The sequence below is a fragment of the Pseudomonas sp. D3-10 genome (genome assembly GCF_051132175.1).
GTDB lineage: Bacteria > Pseudomonadota > Gammaproteobacteria > Pseudomonadales > Pseudomonadaceae > Aquipseudomonas.
Window position 1 is genome coordinate 5,154,220 of the sequence record NZ_CP071668.1, and the last position, 25,870, is coordinate 5,180,089.

Below are 25,870 nucleotides of genomic sequence, written 5' to 3' on the forward strand. Positions count from 1 at the left end.
CACACTGACCCGGGGTACCTCCAATGTCACTGCCCGCCTTGCTTGAACAACGTCTGCGGCTGCCCGTCGTGGCAGCACCCATGTTTCTCATTTCCAACCCCCAATTGGTGCTGGCCTGCTGTCGCAACGGTGTAGTCGGCAGCTTTCCGGCCTTGAACCAACGCGAGAGCAGCGGCTTCAAGGCGTGGTTGGAAGAAATCGAAGCGGGCTTGGCCAATCTGGAAAACCCGGCCCCCTACGCGGTCAATCTGATCGTTCATAACAGTAATCCACGGCTTCAGGCCGACCTGGCGATCTGCATCGAACACAAGGTGCCGATCGTCATCACCAGCCTGGGCGCAGTGAAAGAACTGGTCGATGCGGTCCATGGCTATGGCGGACTGGTCTTCCACGATGTGACGACTCGCCGCCATGCCGAAAAAGCCGCCGAAGCAGGCGTCGACGGCCTGATTGCCGTCGCGGCCGGTGCGGGTGGGCATGCCGGGACCTGGAGCCCGTTCGCACTGGTTGCGGAAATCCGGCAATTCTTTGATAAAACCCTGCTACTCGCAGGATGCTTGAACCACGGCCATCAGATCCTGGCGGCTCAAATGCTCGGCGCGGACCTGGCCTACTTCGGAACGCGCTTTATCGGCACGATCGAAAGTCACGCGTCCGACGCTTATAAAGAGATGTTGCTCACATCCAAAGCCGCGGACATCGTGCATACTCCCGCTGTATCTGGAGTGCCGGCCAGTTTCATGCGCCAGAGCCTGGAAAGTGCCGGCTTCGACCTGGCCGCCCTGCAAGGCAAGGGTGCGTCGGGCTCCGATTCGAAACTCAAACCGCTCAATGATGAAGCCAAGGCCTGGAAAACCGTATGGTCCGCAGGTCAAGGCGTGGGCGAGATCGATGATTTGCCAAGCGTCGACCAACTGATCGCACGCCTGGATGAAGAATACCGCCAGGCGCAAGCGCGGGCGGCACAGCTTGGCGGCCAATGGCCCCGCTGAAACCCACCACAAATACAACTTGGAAAGACAAGGATGCCAGGCATGAGCGAAAACCGCTTCAACATTGTATTCGACGGGGCTTTGCTGCCTGGCGTCGATACAACTACCGCCAAGCTCAATCTCGCCGAACTGTTCAAAAGCGATGTCAGTGCCATAGAACGTCTGTTCAGCGGTCGCAAAGTGTCCCTGAAGCACAACCTCTCCCAGAATGAAGCGCAGCAGTATCTGGAAGCGCTCCATAAAACCGGGATCGATGCACGGATCGAAACGGAACCGTCCCTCCAACTGAACCTTGGCGAAGTGCAGGAATCGCCCCAGTCGAGTGCGCGTCATCCCGAGTCGGTGATCGACCCAGTCTCTCCCTACGCGCCTCCCCGGGCACAGGTAGGTGAAGCATTCGCCGAGTACGGCACGCTCAAGCCCTTCAGTTTCGAAGGCCGTATCGGGCGCCTGCGCTACCTGGCATGGACCATGGTTTTGACTCTGGCCGTCCTGCCGCTGGTCGGCCTGGGATTCTGGCTCGCCACGACCTGGCTGCTCGCTTCCGATTCGATAGCGGGGCTGATCGTCGGCGGCCTGGTCGCTGCCGTGGTTGTGCTGGCTTTTGCCTTCGTGAGTATCCAGTTCAACGTCCAGCGCCTGCATGACCTCGGCTGGTCAGGTTGGTTGTGGCTGATCAACCTCGTGCCTTTCGTGGGCAGTATTTTCCCGTTCATCCTCATCATCGCCCCGGGCAATACCGGCGCAAACCAATACGGCCCACCTCCGCCACGCAATACCACGGCAGTCAAAGTACTTGCGTCGCTCTGGCTGGTGATGATCGTGTTGATTTTCATGGCCACGTTTGCCGGCATCTTCGGAGCCCTCCAGGATTACGACAGCAGCGACGTAAGCAGCTATGAGAGCAGCGAATACAGCGACCAGAGCGCCGAAGAACCCGCCGTCGAGGCAGCCGAGCCCGCCTCGCCTTCTGTAGACTATCAAGAAGAAGAGGAACAATAAGCGTACTTCGTGCCGGTGACTGCCCCATCCACCGGCGCGAAGCCGTTGCGATGGAGAACCGCATGACCCGTTACGCTCTGATCACTGGCGCCTCCAGTGGTATCGGCCTGGCCATGGCCGAAGCACTGGCTCGGCGCGGGCGCAACCTGTTACTGGTAGCTCGACAGCGCGATCGGCTGGAAAGCATTGCGATCGAACTGACCCAACGATTTGGCGTGGAGGTTTTGTTTCGAGCCTGCGACCTGAGCGAGCCCCTGCGACTTTCAGGTTTCCTGCTCGAGCTGGAGGAAGGTGAACGCCAGATCGACCTGCTGGTCAACTGCGCCGGCATCAGCACCTGCGGTCCGTTCCTGGGCCAGGACTGGATGACCGAGCAAGACCTGATCGAGGTGAACATCCTTGCCCTGACCCGCCTTTGTCATGCCGTAGGCAATAGCATGGCGTTGCACGGAGGCGGTCAGATTCTCAACGTTGCTTCTATCGCAGCGTTCCAGCCTGGCCCCTGGATGAGCACCTATCACGCCAGCAAAGCCTATGTATTGCACTTCTCCGAAGCCCTTCGAATAGAGCTGAAGAAATACGCAATCAACGTATCCGTACTTTGCCCAGGCCCCACCCAAACTGCCTTTTTTAGCAAGGCCCAGCCCGACGGGAAGACGCTGCGCAGCACTAGCAACTCGATGCCCCCTGAGGAGGTCGCGCTGTACGCCGTCCGCGCACTGGAAAGAAACCGGGCCATCATCATTCCTGGGCGCCGCAATCGCTGGATTGCCCTGCTGCCACGACTCGGGCCGCGCTGGCTGGTTCGAATCCTCGCCGGCAGATCCAACAGAGCCTGTTACGCACGTTGAAGCCCCTTCCCCTGAAAAACCCGGGCTCGATGACCGAGCCTTCAGTAAACTTGGCTCAAACAACTCAACGGAGAAACAGCTGTGGATACTCTGTTTACCAAGATCATCAACCGGGAAATCCCGGCCAGGATCATTTACGAGGATGATCAGGTCCTGGCCTTCCATGACATTGCCCCACAGGCTCCGGTGCACTTCCTGGTCATTCCGAAAAAGCCGATCCGAACCCTCAACGACCTGACCGAGGAAGACAAGAGACTGGCCGGGCACATCCTGTTCACCGCCCAGCGCCTGGCGCTCGAACTTGGCTGCGAGGAAGGCTTCCGCGTGGTGATGAACTGTAATGAACTTGGCGGGCAGACTGTCTATCACATCCATATGCACGTGCTGGGACAGCGCCAGATGAACTGGCCGCCGGGTTGATACCCTGCCCCAACGCAAATCCTCAGCGGCCGATTGAGTTAGACTGGCCGCCGTGATTTTTTCCGGAGGTAAGCATGACTACCCAACGTCACTACTCGCCCATTGACCGTCTGTTGCTGCAGGCCGATACCGCGATGCGCACGCTGCTGCCTTTCAGTGGCCAACCGTACCGCCCATCACCGGCAATCGTGCAGCCGGAAGTGCAGATGAGTGATGAAGAGACTCGCCATGTCGCTGGGCTGATGCGCATCAACCACACCGGCGAAGTTTGCGCCCAGGCCCTATACCAGGGCCAGGCGCTGACGGCGAAACTGCCGCAGGTCCGGGAGGCGATGGAACAGGCCGCCGAGGAAGAAATCGATCACCTGGTCTGGTGCGAGCAACGTATCCACCAACTGGGAAGCCACACCAGCGTGCTGAATCCCTTGTTCTACGGCATGTCTTTCGGGATCGGCGCAGTCGCCGGGTTGATCAGCGACAAGGTCAGCCTCGGATTCGTAGCGGCAACCGAACATCAAGTGTGCAAGCACCTGAACGAACATTTGCAGCAATTGCCGGCCGAGGACGAAAAGTCCAGGGCGATTCTCGAACAGATGCGCCAGGACGAAGAACATCATGCTGAAAGCGCGCTCGATGCAGGCGGCTTCCGATTCCCGGCCCCCGTCAAATTCGGCATGAGCTTGTTGGCCAAAGTGATGACCAAGAGCACCTATCGGATCTGACAGCGGACGCGGAACCAAACCTTCAAAACCAAAAAAGGCGACTGTCCATTCAGGGCAGTCGCCTTTTTTTCAGCCGAAACCTTAGCGCGGCATGTTGCGCGCGTAGAAGATCTCCAGCATTTCGTGTTTCACGCGTTCTTCCACCTGGCCACGCTGTTCGATGGACAGGTTGCTGGTGGCGTCACCGAACAGGTAGTTGTCCAGTTCGAAGTCCTTGAGGAGCATTTTCGTGTGGAACAGGTTCTCCTGATACACGTTCACGTCGGTCATCTGGTACGCGTCGCGAGTGTCTTCGGAGAGGTAGTTCTGGATCGAGTTGATTTCATGATCGATGAAGTGCTTGTGCCCTTCCACGTCCCGGGTAAACCCACGCACACGATAATCCACCGTCACAATGTCGGAATCGAACTGGTGAATCAGGAAGTTGAGCGCCTTGAGCGGTGAAATGACGCCACAGGTCGACACATCAATGTCCACTCGGAACGTCGCGATACCGTCCACCGGATGAATTTCCGGGTAGGTGTGTACCGTGATGTGGCTCTTATCGAGGTGGGCCAGGATAATTTCAGGCAACGGGCCCGGCGACTCTTCGATCTGGCTGTCGGTCGGTGTCACCGGCTCTTCCGAGATCAGAATGGTCACGCTGGCGCCTTGGGGTTCATAGTCCTGACTGGCGATGTTCAGGATGTTGGCACCAATGATATCGACAACTTCCGTGAGGATCTGCGTGAGGCGCTTGGCGTTGTACTCTTTATTGATGTACTCGACGTAGGCCTGTTGGTCTTGCGGGGTTTCCGCATAGCAGATGTCATAGATGTTGAAGCTCAAGGTCTTTGTCAGGTTATTGAACCCATGGAGCTTGAGTTTGCTTTTCACCGTTTGAAAACTCTCTGTGTATTGCGGCCTGGCCGCGTGATCAAGCATGCCCGTCAGATGCGAACGACGCACCTGCGTAGGACGGTTAACACCTCTTCGCGATGGCGATTTTGGTTGTCTGTCCAGACAAGTGAGCGGCCGCTGGCCGATCACTGCCCTGAAAAAAGTGGCGCATTATGCAGACGTCAGCTTCTGATCGCCAGAGCTTGCACCGCTTTTGTGATGGTTGGATGTCGATTTAACCCAACTCGATGATTTCATAATCATGGGTGATTTCGACGCCTGCCGCACCGAGCATGATCGAGGCCGAGCAGTATTTCTCCGCCGACAGCTCAATGGCGCGCTTGACCTGGGCCTCCTTCAACCCTCGGCCCTTTACCACAAAATGCATATGAATCTTGGTGAACACCTTTGGATCCTCGGTCGCGCGCTCGGCTTCCAGAAAAGCTTCGCAGCTTTCCACTGCCTGGCGCGACTTCTTGAGGATGCTGACCACGTCGAAATTACTGCAGCCACCCACACCCAGCAGAAGCATTTCCATTGGTCGAACACCCAGGTTCCGACCTCCGGCATCCGGCGGGCCGTCCATGACAACTACATGACCACTGCCCGACTCACCGAGGAACATGGCTTCGCCAGCCCATTGGATGCGTGCCTTCATCGCCAAGACTCCACTGTCAAAAAAAGGGGGCGCCAGCTTAGCACAGGGCCCCGTCATGGCAGCGGTCGCCTGGGGTTACTTGGAGCTGATACAGCTAAGTAAATTCTCGAATCAATTTTGAACGCCTCTGTTAAGCTGGCGCCCAATCGCTGGCGTATGGCCAGCTTTTTTTGCGAAAACTATTCGCACCCACAACAACACCAAACCAACACAAAGCGCAGTTTTCCGGGACACAACCATGGTTGCTATTACTCCCACGTCCAAGATCAAGAATCTCGACAAACTCTTGATGCATTGCCAGCGTCGCCGTTACCCCGCCAAGCACAATATCATCTGCGCAGGTGATCGTTCCGACACGCTGTTTTTTATCATCAAGGGTTCGGTCACTATCCTGATTGAAGATGACGATGGGCGAGAGATGATCATCGCCTACCTCAATTCAGGGGATTTTTTTGGCGAGCTAGGGTTGTTCGAACAGGCGGGGAAAGAGCAGGAACGCAGTGCCTGGGTGAGAGCCAAGGTCGAATGCGAAGTTGCGGAAATCAGTTACGGCAAGTTCCGGGAACTGTCGCAGCAAGACCCGGACATCCTCTACGTCCTAAGTGGACAAATCGCACAGCGCTTGCGCAACACCACTCGCAAGGTCGGCGACCTCGCCTTCTTTGATGTAACAGGCCGCGTTGCCCGCTGCCTCCTGGAACTGTGCAAGCAACCCGACGCCATGACTCATCCGGACGGCATGCAGATCAAGGTGACCCGCCAGGAAATCGGTCGGATCGTGGGCTGTTCGCGGGAAATGGTCGGCCGGGTACTCAAGGATCTGGAAGAACGTAACCTGGTCAATGTCAAAGGCAAGACCATGGTGGTGTTCGGAACCCGCTAAAGGCTGTCGAGCAAGTTCTGATAGAGCGTTTGGAGCCGTTCCAGCGCGTGAGGCGCCGGGTATTTTTCATGGAGGGCGATGTGGCTCTCGGCGCGCACGCGCTGCTCCAGGCCACACGCCTCATTGAAACGATTGACCGCAGCCACCATGCAGTCGCGTTCGTCTTCCAGCAACAACGCGCCATGCACCAGCCCTACAGGCCGTTGCCCGCCGTTGCTCTGGCGCCAGCGCTGCGCAGTGCCGACCATCTTGCGACCGTCAAGATTGACATTGAAGCGCCCGTCACAAAACGCTCCCTCCACTTCACCCAGCGAAGCGACCCCGCCCAACTCATCGAGCAACTGGCAGATGGGATCGCACAAGCGGCGGTAAGCGGTTTCGATCCGACCGTGGTCACCCTCGCTTCGCGGTGGTGCGTAGACCAACGCGATATTGACGGTGGCAGCGGATTGAGGCACCGGCTCACCGCCGGTTTCACGCAACAGCACGGGCCACCCATTGGCGGCCGATACTTCACAAGCCAGCTCGAAGCCAGGCAAGCGGCTCAAGCGCCGCGGCATGACCAATGCGCGGTCACTGGGCTGCCAGAACAGCAAGCCGGACTCAGCGTCCCCGGCGCAGATGCTGGCCAGCAGATCCTGTTCGGCTTGGAGTCCGTTTTCAATGGTGAAGGCTATGGCTGGAGGCATCATCAGTCCAGCGTCGAGCCGCTCACCGGAACGCCGCGCTCAGGGAAAAACAACCGCTGCAATTCCGTGCCCGGGCTTTCAGCCCGCATGAACGCCTCGCCCACCAGGAACGAATACACATCGCTGACTTCCATCAACTCGACATCGGCCCGGTTGAGGATGCCGCTCTCGGTGATGACCAGCCGATCACGGGGGATCCGTGGCAACAGGTCCAAGGTCGTCTCCAGGCTGACTTCAAAGGTGTGCAGGTTGCGGTTGTTCACGCCAACCAGTTTGGTGTCCAACGTCTTGAGGGCACGCTCCAGCTCGTCGCCATCATGAACTTCCACCAGCACATCCAGGCCAACGTCCTTGGCGACCGCAGCCAACTCGGCCATCTTCACGTCGTCCAGGGCAGAGACGATCAACAGCACGCAATCGGCGCCCAACGCTCGCGCCTCGACGATTTGATACGGATCGATCATGAAGTCCTTGCGGATGACCGGCAACTTGCATGCCGCCCGAGCCTGCTTGAGGTAATCGTCCGCGCCTTGGAAAAAATCGACATCGGTCAGCACCGAAAGGCAGGTCGCGCCGCCTTTCTCGTAGCTCTTGGCAATGTCGGCCGGAACAAAATGCTCCCGGATCACGCCCTTGCTGGGGGAAGCTTTTTTGATCTCGGCGATTACCGCCGGTTGCTTTCTCTTCGCCTGGTCGATCAATGCCTGGGCAAAGCCACGTGGCGCGTCCGCCAAACGTGCGAGGGCTTCAAGCTCGGTCAGACTGACCCGGGCACTGCGCTCGACGACTTCCTGCCTTTTGCGGGCCAGAATGTTTTCCAGAACCGTTGGCACGCTCATCCTTCATTCTCCACTTTGAATACGGCGGTAAATGCGCCCAATTCTTCCAGTTTTTCCCTGGCCAGCCCGGTGTGCAATGCATCGTGGGCGAGCTCTACGCCTTGCTTGAGGCTGCTGGCGTGATCAGCGGCGTACAACGCGGCACCCGCGTTGAGCATGATCATTTCCGCCGCTTTCTGGCCATTCTCCGTTTTACGACGTCCCAGGGCATCGCGGATCAACTCCAGCGACTGGGCCGGTCCATCCACCGCCAGGCCATGCAGGCTCTGGCTCTTCATGCCCAGGTCTTCAGGTTCGACCCAATATTCAGTGATCTGATCGTTTTTCAGCTCAGCCACGAAGGTCGGCGCGGCGAGACTGAACTCATCCAGGCCATCCTTGGAATGGACCACCAATACGTGTTTACTGCCCAGGCGCTGCAGGACCTCGGCCAAGGGGCGGCACAGCGCCTGGCTGAATACGCCGACGACCTGGTGCTTCACGCCGGCCGGATTCGTAAGCGGGCCGAGCATGTTGAACAGCGTGCGCAGCCCCAGTTCACGGCGCGGTGCCGCCGCGTGCTTCATGGCGCTGTGGTGGGTCTGGGCAAACATGAAACCGATGCCGACGCTATCGATACACCGCGCCACCTGGACTGGCGTCAGGTTCAGGTAGATACCGGCGGCCTCCAGCAAGTCGGCGCTGCCGCTCTTACCCGAGACAGCGCGATTGCCGTGTTTGGCGACGGTGCAGCCGGCTGCCGCAACCACAAACGCCGAGGCCGTGGAAACGTTGAAGATGTTGGCGCCATCGCCCCCCGTACCCACGACATCCACCACGCCGTCCAGCGTCTTGAGTTCAACTTTGTCCGCCAATTCACGCATGGTCGTGACTGCACCGACGATCTCGTCGATGCTCTCGCTCTTCATGCGCATGGCCATCATGAACGCGCCGATCTGCGCATCCGTGCATTGGCCGGTCATGATTTCGCGCATTACGTCGCGCATTTCATCGGTGCTCAGGTCGAGCTGGCCGACGATACGGTTCAGGGCTGCCTTGATATCCATGAAAAGTCCTTAGCGCGTGCCGCCGCTTTGTTTGAGGAAGTTGGCGAACAGCTCGTGGCCCTGCTCTGTGAGGATAGACTCGGGGTGGAATTGCACACCCTCAATATTTAACGTCTTGTGTCGCAGTCCCATGATCTCGTCCACCGAGCCGTCTTCGCGCTGGGTCCAGGCGGTCAATTCCAGGCAGTCAGGCAAGGTTTCGCGCTTGACGACCAAGGAATGGTAGCGAGTGACCGTAAGCGGAAGATTCAGGCCTTCGAATACGCCCTTGTCTTGGTGGAACACCGGGCTGGTCTTTCCATGCATGACTTGCCGGGCGCGCACGACGTCGCCACCGAACGCCTGGCCGATGGACTGGTGGCCCAGGCAGACACCGAGGATCGGCAATTTGCCGGCGAAATACTTGATGGCCTCGATGGACACGCCCGCTTCGGTCGGCGTGCACGGGCCGGGCGAGACCACGATACGTTCGGGCTTGAGGGCCTCGATCTCGGCGATGGTCAACTCGTCGTTGCGCACCACCTTGACCTCGGAGCCCAGCTCGCCGAGGTATTGCACAACGTTGTAGGTAAAGGAGTCGTAATTATCGATCATCAGCAACATGGCGTAGCAACCTTTGGATTCACTGACTTTAAATACGGCCTCGGAGCGCGAAAAAGCTCCGGGCCACAGGTTGTCGGGGAGCAATTCAGTTGCCTGAAGTCTGCTCCGCCAACGCCACGGCGCGGAACATCGCCCGACGCTTGTTCAAGGTTTCTTCCCACTCCAACGCAGGCACAGAGTCGGCGACAATGCCACCGCCCGCCTGTACATGCAGTTCGCCGTTCTTGATGACCGCGGTACGAATGGCGATGGCCGTGTCCATGTTGCCGTTCCAGGCGAAATAACCCACCGCGCCGCCGTACACACCGCGCTTGACCGGTTCCAGCTCGTCGATGATTTCCATCGCCCGGATTTTCGGCGCGCCAGACAAGGTGCCCGCCGGCAGGATCGCCCGCAACGCATCCATGGCCGTCAATCCGGCCTTCAACTGGCCGGTGACGTTGGACACGATGTGCATCACGTTGGAATAGCGCTCGATGACCATTTTCTCGGTGAGCTTCACCGAACCCACTTCCGATACCCGCCCGGTGTCATTGCGGCCAAGGTCGATCAGCATCAGGTGTTCGGCAATTTCCTTGTCGTCCGACAGCAGGTCTTCTTCCAGAGCCCGATCCGCTTCTTCCGTGGCGCCGCGAGGACGAGTGCCGGCAATCGGACGCACGGTGATCAGGTTGTCTTCGACTCGCACCAGCACTTCCGGCGAACTGCCCACGACGTGGAAGTCGCCGAAATTGAAGAAGTACATATAGGGTGTGGGGTTGAAGCAGCGCAGCGCCCGGTAGAGGTCGATAGGCGCGGCCTTGAAGTCGATGGACATCCGTTGCGACGGCACGACTTGCATGCAATCGCCGGCGAGGATGTATTCCTTGATGGTATCGACGGCCCGTTCGTAATCGTCCTGCGTGAAGCTGGAGCGGAACACCGGGTCGGTTGCCGACTGCTTGCTGAAATCCAGGCCTGGGCGTGGCGTGATCGGCTGGCGGAGTTTTTCCAGCAGCGCCTGCAGGCTTTTCTGACCTTGCTCGTAGGCATCTTCCTGAGACGGATCGGCCAGGACGATCGCGTGCATCTTGCTCGCCAGGTTATCGAAGACGACAACCGCATCGGAGACCATCAACAGGATGTCCGGTACGCCCAACGGATCAGGGTTGGGACAAGTGCCGAGGCGCTTCTCCACATAGCGCACGCAGTCGTAGCCGAAATAACCCACCAGACCGCCGTTGAAACGGGGCAGGCCGGGGATGGTCGGCACGTTGTAGCGAGCCTTGAAGGTCTCGACGAACGCCAGCGGGTCTTCGGCTTCGAGGCTTTCGATCTCAACGCCGTCCTGGGTCACGCTGATGTGATGGCCATGCACCCGCAACACGGTGCGACACGGCAAGCCGATGATGGAATAACGGCCCCATTTCTCACCGCCCTGCACCGATTCGAGCAGATAGGAGTTGGGCTGGTCAGCCAGCTTGAGATAGATCGACAACGGCGTGTCGAAGTCGGCCAGGGTTTCGCAGGCGAGCGGGATGCGGTTGTAGCCGGCAGCGGCTAGACGCAGGAATTCTTCGCGGATCATGGGGTGCCTCGTGGCAAGAGGAGCTGTCAGTCAGGTATGCAAACGCGCCGGATAACCGGCCAGGAACAAGTCAGGCGCGCCAACGCCAGCGGGCCAAGGCCTTCATGACTTTCATCCAGAGTTTGCGAGTGACCACCACGATGGCGTTTCCAGAAGAGGATTGAACAGCGTCGGGCAACGTTATCTCAGCGGCCGGGTCCAGGCAACCGGGAATTAACAGGCGCAAATCATCGACCACCAGTGTCGGAAACTCTTCGGCGATCGGCCGGCCGTGGTTGTAGCCATAACTCAGCGCCACGCATTTGACTCCGGCCGCCTTTGCCGCCAGCACATCACTGCGCGAGTCGCCGACGAACAGCGATTGAGAAGCCGGGACATTGGCCATTTTCATCACGAAGAACAGCGCGGCCGGGTCTGGCTTTTTCTGCGGCAGGGTGTCGCCGCCGATGATCCAGCGAAAATATCGGCCGATTTTCATCTGGTCCAGCAGCGGCGCGACGAAGCGTTCCGGCTTGTTGGTGATCAACGCCATTTCCACGCCTTGCTTGTGCAGCCATTTGAGCGTGGAACGCACTCCGGGATAGACCACGGTCAGTTCGTGGTTGCCTTCGTAGGCTTCGTTGAAAAGCTCCATCGCCCGCTCGGCCTCGGCTTCATCGACGCCCTGGGCATCGATGTGGTTGGCCAGGGCCCGGCGCACCAGCATGGGCGCGCCGTTGCCAACCCATTGGCGAACCGCGTCGATACCAGCGGGGGGACGTCCAAGTTTGAGCAGCATGCTGTCCACGGCTGCCGCGAGGTCCGGGACCGAATCAACCAGCGTACCATCGAGGTCGAACATCACCAGGCGCGGCAGGCTGCCGGGAAACAGCTGCTCGAAACCGCTCATGGGCGCGCCAGGGCCAATTCGGCGCGCATTTTCTCAATGACCTCTTTGTAGTCGGGCGCATTGAAGATCGCCGAACCGGCGACAAAGGTGTCGGCGCCGGCCGCGGCGATTTCGCGGATGTTGTTCACGTTCACGCCACCGTCGATCTCCAGCCGGATGTCGCGCCCCGAGGCATCGATCAGCGCCCGGGCTTCGCGCAGCTTGTCGAGGGTGCCCGGGATGAACTTCTGCCCGCCGAAGCCGGGGTTGACGCTCATCAGCAAGACCATGTCGACCTTGTCCATCACGTATTTGAGTACATCCAAGGGCGTTGCCGGGTTGAACACCAGGCCAGCCTTGCAGCCACCTTCGCGGATCAACTGCAAGGAGCGGTCGACATGCAACGAGGCTTCCGGGTGGAAGGTGATATAGGTCGCGCCTGCCTCGATGAAATCACCGACGATGCGATCCACCGGGCTGACCATCAGGTGCGCGTCGATCGGCGCGGTGATGCCGTACTTGCGCAGCGCCGCGCAGACCATCGGGCCGATGGTCAGGTTGGGTACGTAATGGTTGTCCATGACATCGAAGTGCACGATGTCGGCCCCGGCGGCCAGAACGTTGTCCACTTCTTCGCCCAAGCGGGCGAAGTCGGCGGAGAGAATCGACGGAGCAATAGCGAAGGGCTGCATGACGCACCTGTTTTGAGCGAAATCACGATGGCGCGCATTGTATACCTCAAGATTTGGCGCGCCCACCGTGGCAGACGATCAATACGCCGCGCGGTAGATCTTCTCGATATCGGCGGCGCTCAGTTGCCGCGGGTTGTTGCGCATCAGCCGCTCTATCCCCGCAGCCTCCGCTGCCATGGACGGGATCACATCCTCGGTCACGCCCAGGCCGCTGAGCCCTGAGGGGATTTCAACGGCGGCACACAACGCAACCATGGCTTGCACCGCCTCGTCCGCGGCTTCGAGGTCGCTCAGATGGGCAGTCTTGATGCCCATGGCGTCGGCGATGTCTCGCATGCGTTCGACACAGGCCATTTTGTTCCACGCCATGACATAAGGCAGCAGCAACGCGTTGGCCACACCGTGGGATACATGGAACCGCCCACCCAGCGGATAAGCCAGCGCGTGCACGGCCCCCACCCCGGCATTGCCGAACGCCATGCCCGCCATCAGGCTTGCGGTGGCCATGTCTTCGCGGGCTTGCAGGTGCGAAGGGTTGGCGTAGGCCTTGGGCAGTGCGCGGGTGATCAGTTTGATTGCGCCGATGGCCAGGGCATCGGTGATCGGTGAAGCATTGAGCGACAGGTAGGACTCGATCGCGTGCACCAGCGCATCGACACCGCTGGCGGCGGTCACCCCCCGCGGGCAGGTGAGGGTCATTTGCGGGCTGACCAGCGCCACGTCCGGCAACAGGTAATCGCTGACGATGCCTTTCTTCAGCTGTGCAGCCTTGTCGGAGAGGATCGCCACGTTCGTGACTTCCGACCCGGTACCGGCCGTGGTGGGGATGGCGATCATCGGTGGGCCTTTGCGCGGCACCTGATCGACGCCGAACATGTCTTGCAGTTCGCCGTGATAACCGGCATAGACGCCCACGCACTTGGCGATATCGATGGCACTGCCGCCACCCAGGCCGATCAGGCCGTCATGGCCACCGTCGCGGTAGGCTTGCATGCAGTCTTCGACGATGGCGATTTCCGGGTCCGGCATGACCCGGTCGAAAATCTCGTAGTCGCGACCGCCAAGATGCTGCAGCGCCAACTCCACGGTGCCGGACTTCACCAGCGCCGCATCGGTCACGATCAGCGGGTTGTCGACATCCAACCGCGTCAGTTCCGCCGCCAGTTGCTCGATGGCAGCGGCACCGGTGATCAGTTTGTGGGCGATCTTGAACGAGGAAAGACTCATGTGCGCGGCCTCTTGCTCGAGAGTGGGCTGGCACAAGGATAGCTCGGTATGGCGGGTTGTCTGCTATTCAGCGTGTGAATGCCCCAACGAATCCAATGTGGGAGCGAGCCTGCTCGCGAAGCGGAGTGTCAGCCGACATAAACGTTGAATATGCCACCGCATTCGCGAGCAGGCTCGCTCCCACACTGCTTTACCGCAATTCTCAGACCTGGGTAGTACGCAGCTTCTCGCTGCGCCCACGCAACCACTCCAGGGTCAGCAACAGGATCACCGAGAAGGCGATCAGCAGCGTTGCTGCCGCCGCGATGGTGGGGCTGAGGTTTTCACGGATGCCGCTGAACATCTGCCGAGGCAACGTCGCCTGCTCCGGCCCCGCCAGGAACAGAGTCACCACCACTTCATCGAACGACGTCGCGAAGGCGAACAGCGCGCCGGAAATGACGCCCGGGGCGATCAACGGCAAGGTCACCCGGCGAAACGCCGTCAATGGCGACGCTCCGAGGCTGGCGGCAGCCCGGACCAGGTTGTGGTTGAAGCCCTGCAAGGTCGCCGAAACGGTGATGATGACAAACGGTACGCCCAGCACAGCGTGGACGACGATCAGTGAAAAGAAGCTGTTACCCATTCCCAACGGCGCGAAGAACAGGTAGCTGGCCACGCCGATGATCACCACCGGCACCACCATGGGCGAAATCACCAGGGCCATCACCAGCGCCTTGCCCGGGAAGTCGCCACGGGTCAGTCCGATAGCGGCCAATGTGCCAAACACCATCGCCAACAGCGTCGCCGCCGGAGCGACGATGATGCTGTTCTTCAAGGCCCGCATCCATTCCGCCGAAGCGAAGAAGTCGTGGTACCACTGCAGCGAAAAGCCCTGCAACGGGTAAACCAGGAAGCTGCCGGAGTTGAACGACAACGGAATGATCACCAGCACCGGCAGGATCAGGAACAACAGGATCAGCCCGCAGAGTATGCGCAAGCTGTAGAACCACACCCGTTCGACGGGGGACATGTAAGGACTCAGCATTTCGATCTCCCCTTAGCTCAGGCGCAGGCGACTGGCGCCCACCAGCCAGCTGTAAATCAGATAAAGCACGATGGTCGCCAGCAACAGCAGGCCGCCGAGCGCCGTGGCCATGCCCCAGTTGATGCTGGTGTTGGTGTAGAACGCGACGAAGTAGCTGACCATCTGGTCGTTCGGGCTGCCCAGCAGCGCTGGGGTGATGTAGTAGCCGATGGCGAGAATGAAAACCAACAGGCAACCGGCACCGACACCTGCGTAGGTCTGCGGGAAGTACACCCGCCAGAAACTGGCGAACGGGTGGCAACCCAGGGAAATCGCCGCGCGCATGTAGGTGGGCGAGATACCCTTCATCACGCTGTAGATCGGCAGGATCATGAACGGCAGCAGGATGTGGACCATGGAGATGTACACACCGACGCGGTTGAACACCAGTTCCAAAGGTTTATCGATGATGCCCATGGCCATCAAGGCGCTGTTGATCAAGCCTCCCGATTGCAGCAGCACGATCCACGCCGCCACACGCACCAGGATCGAGGTCCAGAACGGCAGCAGCACCAGAATCATCAACAGATTGCTCTGGCGCGACGGTAGGTTCGCCAGTAGATAAGCCAACGGATAGGCGAGCACCAGGCAAATGGCGGTAATGACCAGGCCCATCCAGAAGGTGCGGGTAAAAATGTCCAGGTAGATCGCCTGGTCGGGAGTGGCCGGCGCGAGTTCACCGAGATCGTCAATGCGATGGTCGACCGCCGCGAGCAGGTAGTACGGCGTGACGTCGCTGGTGTTGCGGCGGATCACCTGCCAATAGGCCGGGTCACCCCAACGTTCGTCGAGGCCTTCGAGCGCTTCTTTATAGGAAGCCGGTTCGGCAGCGAACGGCAGCGCCCTGGCAGTCTTGGTCAGGAGGCTGCGATAGCCGGCCAGTTCCATGTTCAATCGTTTGGACAGGTCGCCCAAAGTCTGATTTTTCCGGGCTTCGGCCAGGTCCTCGCTGGCTGCCTTGTAAACAGGCTCGCCTGGCAATCCACGTCCATCCCAGGCGGCGACCGCAGCCACGGTGCGCGGCATTGCGTTGACCACTTCCGGGTTGCTGACGCTTTTGAACAACAGCGCGACGATGGGCACCAGGAACACCAGCAACAGAAACAGCACCAACGGCGCGATCAAGGCCTGGGCCTTCCAGCGGTTGACCCGCTCGGCGCGCTTGAGCCGCTGCTTTAGGGTGGGGCTGGTGCCCGCGTTCAGTGGAACGGCGATGGCCATGGCGAACTCCGCAAATCTTTTTATCGTTACAGGGGCGGCGGGCCGCCTCTGTTCTTTTGAAACCACAACCTGGACGTACTCGTGATCGTGGCGAGGGAGCTTGCTCCCGCTGGGCCGCGAAGCGGCCCCAAAAATGTCGGCAATGCCTATCTCGTGAGTGCTGCGCACTCAAGCGGGAGCAAGCTCCCTCGCCACAAAAAGCCGCGCCTCCCAGGAAGACGTGGGTTACTTCGCCGCCCAGGAGTTGAAGCGCTGTTCCAGTTGCTCGCCGTTGTCAGCCCAGAAGCTCACGTCGATCTGCACTTGGTTGGCAATGTTCTCCGGAGTGGTCGGCATGTCCTTCAGGACATCCTTGGCCAGCAACGGAACAGCCTGGGTGTTGGCCGGGCCGTAGGCGATGTTTTCCGAGTAGGTCTTCTGCTGCTGTGGCGCCACAGAGAAGGCGATGAATTTCTTCGCCGCTTCTGCGCGCGTCTTGTCCAGGCCACGAGGAATAGCCCAGGCGTCGAAGTCGTAGATGCCGCCGTTCCACACCACTTTCAGGTTGCTTTCTTTCTGCACCGCGGCGATACGGCCGTTGTAGGCCGAGCTCATGACAACGTCACCGGAAGCGAGGTATTGCGGCGGTTGGGCGCCAGCTTCCCACCATTGGATGTTCGGTTTGAGTTCGTCCAGCTTCTTGAAGGCGCGGTCCTGGCCATCTTTACCAGCCAGCACTTTGTAGACGTCTTTGGGCGCCACGCCGTCGGCCATCAAGGCAAATTCCAAGGTGTACTTCGCGCCCTTGCGCAGGCCACGCTTGCCCGGGAACTGCTTGGTGTCCCAGAAATCAGCCCAGCTGGTCGGTGCGGTTTTCAGCTTATCGGCGTTGTAGGCCAGCACGGTCGACCAGACGAAAAAGCCCACGCCGCAAGGCTGGATGGCGCCCTTGACGTAGTCTTCGGTCTTGCCGAACAAGGCCGGATCGAGCTGCTCGAACATGTCCTCGTCGCAGCCACGGGACAATTCCGGCGACTCGACTTCCACCAGGTCCCACGAGACGCTCTTGGTATCGACCATGGCCTTGACCTTGGCCATTTCGCCGTTGTACTCGCCCGCCACGATCTTGCCATTGCCGGCAGCTTCCCACGGTGCGTAAAAGGCTTTGACCTGAGCCGCCTTGTTCGCCCCGCCGAAAGACACCACGGTCAGGTCCGGGCCCGCCGCCATCGCGCTTGCCGCACCCATCATGCCCAATGTCAGGGCTGTGAACTTCAAGGATCTCAACATTTATTGTTCTCTCCACGTGCAGGGTTGGTGTTGGTACAGCAGGGGGGCGATCAGTTCGCCTCTAAAAGGGGATCGAGCGCGCGCACATGCTCGACTTGCCAGCCAAGCGGAACCACGTCCCCGACGGCGAGCGCGGGATCGAGCTCGGCAATGGGCTGTTTCACGAAGAAGTCGTTCTTGCCGCAGACCTCCAGGCGAACCCGGACGTGGTCGCCCAGATAGATGAATTCCGCCACCCTCCCTGAAAAGCGGTTGACGCATTGTTCGCTGGAGCCGTTGAGGCTCACCCGCTCCGGCCGGATCGAGAGCGTGACCGGCTCGCCAGGCTGGCCGACATTGACGGCCAGGGCCTCGACTTTCTCACCGCGCCCCAACTCCACCAGGCAGCGATCGCCGGTCTGGCTGTGCAGGCGGCCGTTGAGGCGGTTGTTTTCGCCGATGAAGTTGGCGACGAAGGTGTTTTTCGGTTCTTCGTACAGTGTGCGCGGCGGGGCGATCTGCTGGATCTCGCCCTGGTGGAACACGGCCACACGGTCGGACATGGTGAGGGCTTCGCCCTGGTCGTGCGTCACGTAGACCACGGTGACGCCGAGGCGCTGGTGCAGGTGCTTGATTTCCATCTGCATGTGTTCGCGCAGCTGTTTGTCCAATGCACCAAGGGGTTCGTCCATCAAGACAAGTTGCGGCTCGAACACCAGCGCCCGGGCCAGGGCCACGCGCTGCTGCTGGCCACCGGACAATTGCGCCGGATAACGCTGGGCGAAGGTTTCCAGCTGGACCATGCTCAAGACTCGCTTGACCCGATCACCGACGTCGCTCTTGTTCAAGCCGCGAACGGTCAACGGGAAGGCCAGGTTCTCGGCGACGGTCATGTGGGGAAACAACGCGTAGTTCTGGAACACCATGCCGATGTCGCGCTTATGAGGCGGCACGTTGTTGATGGAACGGCCAGCCAGCAGGATTTCACCGGCGGTCGGAGTCTCGAAACCGGCGAGCATCATCAGGCTGGTGGTCTTGCCGGAGCCGGAAGGTCCGAGGAGGGTCAGGAATTCGCCTTTGCGAATGTCCAGGTTGAGGTCTTTGACGATCAGGTTCTCGCCGTCGTAGCTCTTTTGCACACCACGAAAGCTGACCAGCACATCACTGGCCCCCGCGCTTGAATCGACCTGGCTCATACCCGCACCTTTTGTATTGATGACTGCTTGTGAGTCCAAGCCTAGTGGAGCCCGGGACCCGCGCAAATCGGGCCGCAGGAGAGAATCGCCTCAGCCGGATGGAAGAGTCGGGGTAGGGATTTCCCTACACGGGTGGCGGGATTGGATAAGTGCAATGGCAAGTTTCAAGCAGCGAGCTGCAAACCGGGGCAAACGCTGTGCTGGGGCGTGTCGCAAATGGATATGCCAACACAAACCCTGTGGGGGCGAGCTTGCTCGCGATGGCGGTCTGTCAGCTACCTATGCGCTGTATGGTCCGACGCTATCGCGAGCAAGCTCGCTCCCACAAGGGGACGATGGTGGGATTCAGAGCAACTTGTGCTCCATCGCGTATTTCACCAGTTCCGCCAGCGAGGTGATGTTGAGTTTCTGCATCAGCCGCGCCTTGTGGGTACTGATGGTCTTGCTGCTCAGGGCCAGTTGCTGGGCAATGTCGTTGACATTGGCGCCTTGGGCGAGGCGTTCGAAGACTGAGAACTCGCGCTCCGACAATAGGGAATGCAGCGGTCGGGTGTCGGTCAGGCCCACTTCGAAGACCATGCGGTCGGCCAGGTCCGGGTCGATGTAGCGTCCGCCGGCAGCGACTTTTCGAATCGCCATGAGCAGCAATGCCGGGTCGCTGTCCTTGGTGGCGTAGCCGGCGGCGCCGACCTTAAGGGCGCGAGCCGCCATTTGCGCTTCGTCATGCATGGACAACACCAGGATGGCCGGCGGGTTGTTCAACGCCCGGATCCGTGGGATCGCCTCCAGGCCGTTGACGCCCGGCATGGAAATATCCAGCAGCACGACTTCGCAGGGCACGTGTCGCAGGGTCTCGAGCAGTTGTTCGCCATTGCTCGCCTCCCCCGCCACCACCAGATCCTTGGCCAGGCCGATCAACTGCTTGATCCCTTCGCGGACGATGGTGTGGTCTTCGGCTACCAGTACACGGATCACATTGTTCTCCAGATTCAGAATCTCATCGCGAGCAAGCTCGCGTAACATTAATCCATGTGGGAGCGAGCTTGCTCGCGATGCGGTCACCCCGGATAACCACTCCCGTCATGCCTCACCCAACGGCACGCGCACCGACAAGGTCGTCCCCTCCCCCGGCTCGCTATCCAGAGTCAACTGTCCGCCCATGATCAACACACGCTCACGCATGCCAACCAAGCCAAAGGACGTTGGCCTACTGGCGTCGGCAATGAATCCTACACCGTCATCGCTGACCGTCAGGCATAGATGGCCGCCTTCCTGGGTCAGCGTCAGTTCCACAGTATGCGCCTGGGCGTGGCGCATCACATTGGTCAGCGCTTCCTGGAGAATCCGGAACAGACCGATGGCCTTCGCGTCGCTCAACGGTGGCAAGTTGTCAGGCACCTGCACCAGGCACGGGATGTGGGTACGCGCCTCGAAGCGCCGTGCCTGCCATTCAATGGCCGAAGCGATACCGGCATCCAGGATAGGTGGGCGCAACGCTGTGGCCACGTCTCGCACCAGTTGAAACAGCTGGGCGATCAAGCGCTTCATGCTGTTGAGCCGCTCCTGCAGGCCAGGATCCAGCTGCGCGTAGGCCAATTCGCACATGGAAGTCTCCAGCTTCAGCACCGTCAACATCTGGCCCAGCTCGTCGTGGACCTCCCGGGCAATACGTGCTTTTTCTTCCTCTCTTACGCTTTCCAGGTGGGCCGACAACTCACGCAACTGTTCACGCGAGCTGGCCAGCTCCAGTTCGATGCGCTTGCTTTCAGTGATGTCCCAGACGATACCGTCCCAGACGTAGGCGCCATCCTCGAGACGACGTGTGATTGCCTTGATCTCGGCCCAGCGTTGCTGCCCTTCGCGCGTCAGGATGCGGCCTTGCCATGACCAGTCGCTGTCGCTGTCCAGCGCCTGGTCCTGGGTGCGGTGGTAATCGGCCTTGTCGTCCGGATGGACCAGGCTGCGCAGACCGGTATCACTGCGGGCCAAAGTCGCCGGGGAGTAGCCCACCAGGCTTTCGCTGCCTTCGCTGATGTAGGCAAAGTCGATTTGTCCAGTCACCGGAGCCCGCTCCAGGCGAAAAACCAACCCCGGCACGTTCGCCGCGATGCCTTGCAGGCGCGCCTCGCTTTCACGCAAAGCCGCCAATGCGCGTCGACGCTCCGTCACGTCGTTTAGGTAGACGACCAGGTATTCGGCATCGCGAAAACGCAGGAAGCTCAGGGAAACGTCGGCCGGCAGGATGCTGCCATCGGCGCGCACACATTCGGTCTCGAAACTCTGCGGCCCGTCTTCACTGGCTCGGGCGCGCTTCCACAAATTCAACCAACGGTCCATGTGCAAGCCCGGCTCGAAATCGATCAGCGGGCGGTCAATGATTCCGCCCGGGCCGTAGCCCAGCATGGTTTCGGCGGCGCGGTTGGCGTAGCGCACATGACTGTCCCAGTTGACCCAGAGGATGCCGACCGTACTCTGATCGATGGAAAACTGCGTCAGCCGCAAGGCTGCTTCGCTGGCGGTGCGTTGGGCGATGTCCTCTCGCGCGGCACGCAACCGGCGCTCCAGTCCACGTTGCTGGCGGCGTTGCCAAGACACGGTGGCCACGCTGGCGAGCAGCAATGCCAGCAACAGCAAGGTCAGGTTCTGCCAGAAACCCGGAGTTTCGGTCAGGCGCGGGTATTTCGGCTTGAGCCAACGACTGTGCAGTTGCTCAAGTTCCTTGGCCGGGATGGCTTGCAGCCCCTTGTCGATAATTTCGGCCAACTGGGGCCAGTCCCGGCGCGTGGCGACCCGTAGCAACTGTGGCGACCCAATATCGCCCACCACCGCCAGTTCCGAGAACTCGGGCTCGACCATCAACCGTCCCAGCTGCGCCTCATCGACCACCGCGAACCGCGCCTGCTGGGTCAGCAACAATTGCAGCGCCTCGCGCTCCATCGGCACCCCTTGCAGGTTCAACGCTGGGTAATTGCTGCGCAGATAATCCGCCGTGGCGCTGGGCATGCGCACCGCAACGCGGACCTGGCCGTCGAGCTTCTCCAGCTCCACGCCCTCGGCGCTTTTCTGCGCGCCGACGATCAATTGCGGCACTCGCATGTAAGGGTCGGAAAACTGCCAGAGCCTGAGCCCGACCGGGGTTTGGGTGAGGCCGGGCGCGACATCGATTTCGCCGTCACGTACCGCTGCTTCCAGCTGCGCGACGTCTTGGAAATTGCGCCAGGTCAACTCGACGTTCAGCGTCTTACCCAGCCATTGCATCAACTCGACATGGGTACCGGACAACCGCTGTAAACGCCGATCGTATTGTGCATAGGGGGCCTGCAATACCACGCCGACCCGCAGCTGTTGATGTTGCGTCAGCCATTGACGCTGTTCCGCACTCAGTTGCACGCCATGAACCTGCGGCGCAGGCGCAGCCCAAGCCATCAAGGGAAGCCATAAACAGCCGATAACCCACAGGCAGCAATAACGCATCATCGAAGTCTCATGCACTGACAAATACTGACCAACCCATTAGGCTGCCGGAAATACTTCTGGTCATGGAATATCCGATGCCCTCTGTTTATCGCCTGGCGTTGCCCGCATTGTGCCTGTCGCTGATCCTGCCGAGTGCATTTTCTGTGCAGGCTGGCGAAACGGCACCCGCCGCAGTGGAACAATCCGCTGGAGAAAAGCCGGTCGAACGCCAACCCTTGCTCGAGCGTAGCCAGGAAGAGGCGGCGGCGCTCGTAAGAAAGGTCCCCGCTCAAGAACAGCAACAGCTACAAACCGGTAGCGACGCCTTCCTCGCGCTGTGGAAGCCAGCCAATACCAGCGAGCCCAAGGGCGCCGTCATCATCATCCCTGGCGCCGGTGAAACCGCTGACTGGCCTCAAGCAGTCGGCCCCCTGCGCAAGAAACTGCCTGATGCCCAATGGAGCAGCCTGAGTATCACCCTGCCGGACCTGCAAGGCGACGTCATCGCTCCGCGCACCGTGGAAACGCCACCCGAGACCAAACCCGCCGACGTCGCGGCCGCGGCACCGGACGCCACCACCGCCGCACCGATCGAGCAAGTGACGGGGGGCGAAGCCGAGGCAGCGGATGCCGCCATCGCCGAAACCGGTGAAGAACACGCCAACGCCGATGCCGAGCGCATTTTCGCCCGCATCGATGCGGCGCTGGCCTACGCCGAACAGCAGAGCGCCCGCAGCATTGTGCTGCTAGGCCATGGCACGGGCGCCTATTGGGCAGCGCGCTACCTTAGCGAAAAGCAACCCTCGCAGATCGAACGCTTCGTGATGGTCGCGGCCCAGACTCCGGTAACCGCCAAGCCTGGCCTGGCAGAGCTGACACCCACCCTGAAGCTGGCGACCGCCGATATCTTCTATATGGACAAGCCACTGGACCGCAACGCGGCACTGGAGCGCTTGCAAGCGAGCAAACGCCTGAAAGGATCGACCTTCAGCCAGGTTGCCCTCAAAGCCGTGCCGAACCGTTCGGCGGAGCAAGAGCAATTGTTCCGTCGGGTCCGGGGTTGGTTGAATCCGCAAAACCCTGGGGAGTGAGACCTTCCCAGCGGTAAGCGACACGCTAGCTATCTGTGGCAAGGGAGCTTGCTCCCGCTCGGCTGCGCAGCAGTCGTCAGCCAACTGAGACTCCGTAAGAAATTCGGCGCCAGGTTGAGGCGCCGCTTCGTGAACCAGCGGGAGCGAGCTCCCTCGCCACAGGCACCCCGTATTAGCGGAAATCCCTCCGCTCGCGAATCAAACGATAGGCATTGTGCAGCTCTCGGGTCCTGTCGGTCGCTTCACGCACCTGTAAAGGCGTGGCGCCGCTGCCGGCGATCTTGTCCGGGTGATGCCGGCTGAGCAAGCGGCGATAAGCCCGCTTTATTTGCGACGGCTCGCTGGTGGCCGAAACACCCAGCAATCGCAATGCCTCCTGATAAGTCACGCCGCTTGAGGGTTGCGACAGTTTCTGCGGTTCGTAATCCATCGCCAACGCCTGGACCTGCTGCGGCGTCCAACCCAGCCATTTGCCCCACTGGACAAGCAACTCGCGCTCGCTGGCGCCAGCGCGACCGTCAGCCCAGACCATCCTCCAGCAGGCGCGTAGCACGCCTTCGGCCGCGTGGGGCTGAGTGGCGAGGCGACGCAGATAACCGCGCAAGCGATCATGCTCGGACTTGCCTCGGTTGAATGCCGCAATGGCACGACGCTGCGCCGGTTCGCTCAGGTCGAGGGCGCGCATTTCCAGGCGAGCCTGCTGAATGTGACCGTCCACAACCCGCCCATCGCTTTTCGCCAGGCGTCCGAGCAACACGAACAATAATTCATCGTTGCGCAACGCCGGGCGCCCGCCCAGCCGTTCACGCACTTGCGCCCAGCTGTGGACGTTCAGGCGCCTGTCCAGCGCCTGTCCCAGCAATGCGCCAAGCATGGCCCCCGGGATGCTGGCTATGGCAAAGCCTGCTCCCGCTCCGATCAGAGTCCCTGGCCACCACATATCAACGGCTCGCTTCTATCAATTTTTCAACCTGCGCCAAACGTTCAAGGGTTCCGACATCTACCCAATGACCTTGCAGCCGCTCGCCGCTGACCTGCCCATGGTCCATGGCCTTGCGCAGCAACGGTGCGAGCTTGAACGCGCCAGCCGCGCAACCGTCGAATAATCGCGGATGCAGGACGGCGATACCGCTGTAGGTCAGTTTGTCGGCCGTGGACGCGCCTTCATGAACCTTTCCGTCGGTGAGGACGAAATCGCCATCTGGGTGATGTTCAGGATTGTCCACCAGCACCAGATGAGCCGACGCGTCGAGCGAACGAGGCAAGGTGCTGAAATCGAAATCAGTCCATATGTCGCCATTGACCACGAGAAACGCTTCATCGCCCAGCAACGGCAGCGCCCGGAAAATCCCCCCGCCGGTTTCCAGCGGCTCGCCTTCCGGGGAATAGACGATGCGCACGCCGAACCGTGAGCCGTCCCCCAGGTGGTCTTCGATCTGCTGCCCGAGCCAGGCGTGATTGATGACGATTTCGCCAAACCCGGCGGCGACCAGCGCCCGCAGGTGATATTCGATCAAGGGAATTTCGGCGACACGGATCAAAGGCTTGGGCGTGGTAAGCGTCAGCGGGCGCATGCGCTCCCCCTTGCCCGCCGCGAGGATCATCGCCTTCATGCATTTGCCCCGGCCGATTGGCGCAGGCTGCGGAGCAACTCATCCAGCGGCGCCAGCTCAGGACGGCGGTCGATGACCGCTTCTATATAGCCGAAGAAGCGCGGTACGTCCTTCAGGTAGCGCGGCTTGCCGTCGCGGTGGCAAATGCGCGCGAAGATGCCGATCACCTTGAGATGGCGCTGCACGCCCATCAAGTCGCTGGCCCGCAGGAAATCTTCGAAGTCCGGCTGCACAGCAATGCCAAGGGCACCGGCCTGCTGCCAATAATCCTCCAGCCAACCGCGCACTCGCGCCTCGGGCCAACTGAGGAAAGCATCCTTGAAAAGGCAGGTCACATCGTAGGTCACCGGCCCGTAGACCGCGTCCTGGAAATCGAGCACACCTGGATTGGGATCGCTGAGCATGAGATTGCGCGGCATGTAGTCGCGGTGCACCAGCACTTTCGGCTGGGCCAGGGCGCTGTTGATCAACAGTTCGCAAGCCTGCTGCCAAAGTTGCTGCTGTGTCGCATCGAGTTCGATACCCAACTCGCGCTTGACGTACCACTCCGGGAACAGCTCCAACTCGCGACGCAGCAAAGCAACGTCATAACTGGGCAGCGGAGCCACCATAGGCAATTGCTGAAAAGCCAACAATGCCTGCAAGGCATCGCGGAATAAATCGTCGGCATTTTCGCCGTTGATTACATCCAGGTAGGTCTGGTTACCCAGATCATTGAGCAAAAGAAAACCGCGATCGAGGTCTTCGGCATAAATTTTTGGCACGTTGATGCCGGATTTCGCCAGCAAAAACGCGATATCCACGAAGGGTTTGCAGTTTTCCTGGGGCGGCGGTGCATCCATCACGATCAGGCTGCGGCCCGCGCCTTCCCAGCGGAAATATCGCCGGAAACTCGCGTCGCTGCTGGCCGCGGTCAACGTGGCCGGGGGTACGCCCCCCCACCCCTGTTGATTGAAAAGGATCGGTAACTGCTCATCGAGCCAAACTTTCAGGTGTTGCAAGCGTACATCTTGGTCAGGCATTGCAAGGGTCTCCGACGGC

Annotated in this window: 26 protein-coding genes; 7 read left to right on the forward strand and 19 right to left on the reverse strand. The window is 60.3% G+C overall.

Going from position 1 to position 25,870, the window contains the following annotated elements; translation table 11 throughout:
* The first annotated feature begins 23 nt into the window (after positions 1 to 23).
* The 5 genes from J3P90_RS23440 (at position 24) to coq7 (ending at position 3,987) form a co-directional block, all read left to right on the forward strand.
* On the forward strand, positions 24 to 992 hold the full coding sequence (locus J3P90_RS23440; protein WP_434675457.1) for an NAD(P)H-dependent flavin oxidoreductase: 969 nt from the start codon (positions 24 to 26) through the stop codon (positions 990 to 992).
* Positions 993 to 1,034: 42 nt separating this feature from the next.
* Positions 1,035 to 1,994, forward strand: coding sequence for a DUF805 domain-containing protein (locus J3P90_RS23445; protein WP_420764849.1), 960 nt, complete (start codon positions 1,035 to 1,037; stop codon positions 1,992 to 1,994).
* A 62-nt stretch (positions 1,995 to 2,056) separates the two neighbouring features.
* A complete protein-coding gene (locus J3P90_RS23450; RefSeq protein ID WP_420764850.1) occupies positions 2,057 to 2,845 on the forward strand; it encodes an SDR family NAD(P)-dependent oxidoreductase in 789 nt (262 codons plus the stop codon).
* Between the two features lie 81 nt (positions 2,846 to 2,926).
* The gene (locus J3P90_RS23455) at positions 2,927 to 3,265 is read left to right on the forward strand and encodes a histidine triad nucleotide-binding protein (protein WP_434675458.1); all 339 of its coding nucleotides are present in this window, start codon (positions 2,927 to 2,929) and stop codon (positions 3,263 to 3,265) included.
* A 74-nt stretch (positions 3,266 to 3,339) separates the two neighbouring features.
* The gene (gene coq7 / locus J3P90_RS23460; protein ID WP_420764852.1) at positions 3,340 to 3,987 is read left to right on the forward strand and encodes a 2-polyprenyl-3-methyl-6-methoxy-1,4-benzoquinone monooxygenase; all 648 of its coding nucleotides are present in this window, start codon (positions 3,340 to 3,342) and stop codon (positions 3,985 to 3,987) included.
* A gap of 81 nt (positions 3,988 to 4,068) precedes the next feature.
* Here coq7 and speD read toward each other — a convergent pair whose 3' ends face one another.
* Together speD and J3P90_RS23470 are read right to left on the reverse strand one after the other, a co-directional pair.
* A complete protein-coding gene (gene speD / locus J3P90_RS23465) occupies positions 4,069 to 4,863 on the reverse strand; it encodes an adenosylmethionine decarboxylase (RefSeq protein ID WP_039590886.1) in 795 nt (264 codons plus the stop codon).
* A gap of 238 nt (positions 4,864 to 5,101) precedes the next feature.
* Complete coding sequence (locus J3P90_RS23470; RefSeq protein WP_008061600.1) at positions 5,102 to 5,524, reverse strand: OsmC family protein; 423 nt, start codon at positions 5,522 to 5,524, stop codon at positions 5,102 to 5,104.
* A 238-nt stretch (positions 5,525 to 5,762) separates the two neighbouring features.
* Here J3P90_RS23470 and crp point away from each other — a divergent pair, with 238 nt between their 5' ends.
* On the forward strand, positions 5,763 to 6,407 hold the full coding sequence (gene crp / locus J3P90_RS23475; RefSeq protein ID WP_420764853.1) for a cAMP-activated global transcriptional regulator CRP: 645 nt from the start codon (positions 5,763 to 5,765) through the stop codon (positions 6,405 to 6,407).
* On the opposite strand, the gene J3P90_RS23480 is transcribed toward crp, so the two are convergent.
* The 14 genes from J3P90_RS23480 to J3P90_RS23545 all read right to left on the reverse strand — a co-directional run bounded on the left by J3P90_RS23480 (position 6,404) and on the right by J3P90_RS23545 (position 22,146).
* Positions 6,404 to 7,096 carry a lipoate--protein ligase family protein gene (locus tag J3P90_RS23480; RefSeq protein ID WP_434675459.1) on the reverse strand — a complete coding sequence of 231 codons (693 nt, stop codon included), beginning with the start codon at positions 7,094 to 7,096 and terminating at the stop codon, positions 6,404 to 6,406. The genes crp and J3P90_RS23480 overlap by 4 nt on opposite strands.
* 2 nt (positions 7,097 to 7,098) lie before the next feature.
* Entirely contained in the window at positions 7,099 to 7,935 is an 837-nt protein-coding gene (trpC, locus tag J3P90_RS23485; protein WP_434562020.1) for an indole-3-glycerol phosphate synthase TrpC, read from the reverse strand.
* A complete protein-coding gene (gene trpD, locus J3P90_RS23490) occupies positions 7,932 to 8,981 on the reverse strand; it encodes an anthranilate phosphoribosyltransferase (RefSeq protein ID WP_420764856.1) in 1,050 nt (349 codons plus the stop codon). The genes trpC and trpD overlap by 4 nt, the downstream gene beginning before the upstream one ends.
* A gap of 9 nt (positions 8,982 to 8,990) precedes the next feature.
* A complete protein-coding gene (locus J3P90_RS23495; RefSeq protein ID WP_434675460.1) occupies positions 8,991 to 9,584 on the reverse strand; it encodes an aminodeoxychorismate/anthranilate synthase component II in 594 nt (197 codons plus the stop codon).
* Positions 9,585 to 9,669: 85 nt separating this feature from the next.
* On the reverse strand, positions 9,670 to 11,151 hold the full coding sequence (gene trpE, locus J3P90_RS23500) for an anthranilate synthase component I (protein ID WP_420764858.1): 1,482 nt from the start codon (positions 11,149 to 11,151) through the stop codon (positions 9,670 to 9,672).
* Positions 11,152 to 11,221: 70 nt separating this feature from the next.
* The gene (locus tag J3P90_RS23505) at positions 11,222 to 12,040 is read right to left on the reverse strand and encodes a phosphoglycolate phosphatase (RefSeq protein ID WP_434675461.1); all 819 of its coding nucleotides are present in this window, start codon (positions 12,038 to 12,040) and stop codon (positions 11,222 to 11,224) included.
* Positions 12,037 to 12,711 carry a ribulose-phosphate 3-epimerase gene (gene rpe / locus J3P90_RS23510; RefSeq protein ID WP_420764860.1) on the reverse strand — a complete coding sequence of 225 codons (675 nt, stop codon included), beginning with the start codon at positions 12,709 to 12,711 and terminating at the stop codon, positions 12,037 to 12,039. The genes J3P90_RS23505 and rpe overlap by 4 nt, the downstream gene beginning before the upstream one ends.
* 78 nt (positions 12,712 to 12,789) lie before the next feature.
* Positions 12,790 to 13,938, reverse strand: a complete 1,149-nt coding sequence (locus J3P90_RS23515; RefSeq protein WP_434562012.1) for an iron-containing alcohol dehydrogenase — start codon at positions 13,936 to 13,938, stop codon at positions 12,790 to 12,792.
* A gap of 202 nt (positions 13,939 to 14,140) precedes the next feature.
* On the reverse strand, positions 14,141 to 14,965 hold the full coding sequence (locus J3P90_RS23520) for an ABC transporter permease (protein WP_420764862.1): 825 nt from the start codon (positions 14,963 to 14,965) through the stop codon (positions 14,141 to 14,143).
* A gap of 12 nt (positions 14,966 to 14,977) precedes the next feature.
* Complete coding sequence (locus J3P90_RS23525) at positions 14,978 to 16,225, reverse strand: ABC transporter permease (protein ID WP_420764863.1); 1,248 nt, start codon at positions 16,223 to 16,225, stop codon at positions 14,978 to 14,980.
* 225 nt (positions 16,226 to 16,450) lie between these two features.
* The gene (locus J3P90_RS23530) at positions 16,451 to 17,494 is read right to left on the reverse strand and encodes an ABC transporter substrate-binding protein (protein WP_042730717.1); all 1,044 of its coding nucleotides are present in this window, start codon (positions 17,492 to 17,494) and stop codon (positions 16,451 to 16,453) included.
* A 50-nt stretch (positions 17,495 to 17,544) separates the two neighbouring features.
* Positions 17,545 to 18,669: an ABC transporter ATP-binding protein gene (locus tag J3P90_RS23535; protein ID WP_420764864.1), complete on the reverse strand. Its 1,125-nt coding sequence runs from the start codon at positions 18,667 to 18,669 to the stop codon at positions 17,545 to 17,547.
* A 345-nt stretch (positions 18,670 to 19,014) separates the two neighbouring features.
* Positions 19,015 to 19,644 (reverse strand): response regulator, encoded by a 630-nt coding sequence (locus tag J3P90_RS23540; protein ID WP_047702279.1) that lies wholly within the window; start codon positions 19,642 to 19,644, stop codon positions 19,015 to 19,017.
* A gap of 105 nt (positions 19,645 to 19,749) precedes the next feature.
* Positions 19,750 to 22,146, reverse strand: coding sequence for a PAS domain-containing sensor histidine kinase (locus J3P90_RS23545; protein WP_434609218.1), 2,397 nt, complete (start codon positions 22,144 to 22,146; stop codon positions 19,750 to 19,752).
* A gap of 74 nt (positions 22,147 to 22,220) precedes the next feature.
* Here J3P90_RS23545 and J3P90_RS23550 point away from each other — a divergent pair, with 74 nt between their 5' ends.
* Complete coding sequence (locus J3P90_RS23550) at positions 22,221 to 23,216, forward strand: alpha/beta hydrolase family protein (RefSeq protein ID WP_434675462.1); 996 nt, start codon at positions 22,221 to 22,223, stop codon at positions 23,214 to 23,216.
* Positions 23,217 to 23,388: 172 nt separating this feature from the next.
* Here J3P90_RS23550 and J3P90_RS23555 read toward each other — a convergent pair whose 3' ends face one another.
* Genes J3P90_RS23555 through J3P90_RS23565 form a run of 3 tightly spaced genes read right to left on the reverse strand, consistent with a single transcriptional unit; the run spans position 23,389 to position 25,851 of the window.
* Positions 23,389 to 24,156: a TerB family tellurite resistance protein gene (locus J3P90_RS23555; RefSeq protein ID WP_420764868.1), complete on the reverse strand. Its 768-nt coding sequence runs from the start codon at positions 24,154 to 24,156 to the stop codon at positions 23,389 to 23,391.
* 1 nt (position 24,157) lies between these two features.
* Positions 24,158 to 24,829 (reverse strand): N-acetylmuramate alpha-1-phosphate uridylyltransferase MurU, encoded by a 672-nt coding sequence (gene murU, locus J3P90_RS23560; RefSeq protein WP_434675463.1) that lies wholly within the window; start codon positions 24,827 to 24,829, stop codon positions 24,158 to 24,160.
* The gene (locus J3P90_RS23565; protein WP_434675464.1) at positions 24,826 to 25,851 is read right to left on the reverse strand and encodes an aminoglycoside phosphotransferase family protein; all 1,026 of its coding nucleotides are present in this window, start codon (positions 25,849 to 25,851) and stop codon (positions 24,826 to 24,828) included. Before J3P90_RS23565 ends, murU begins: the two co-directional genes overlap by 4 nt.
* Positions 25,852 to 25,870 lie beyond the last annotated feature (19 nt).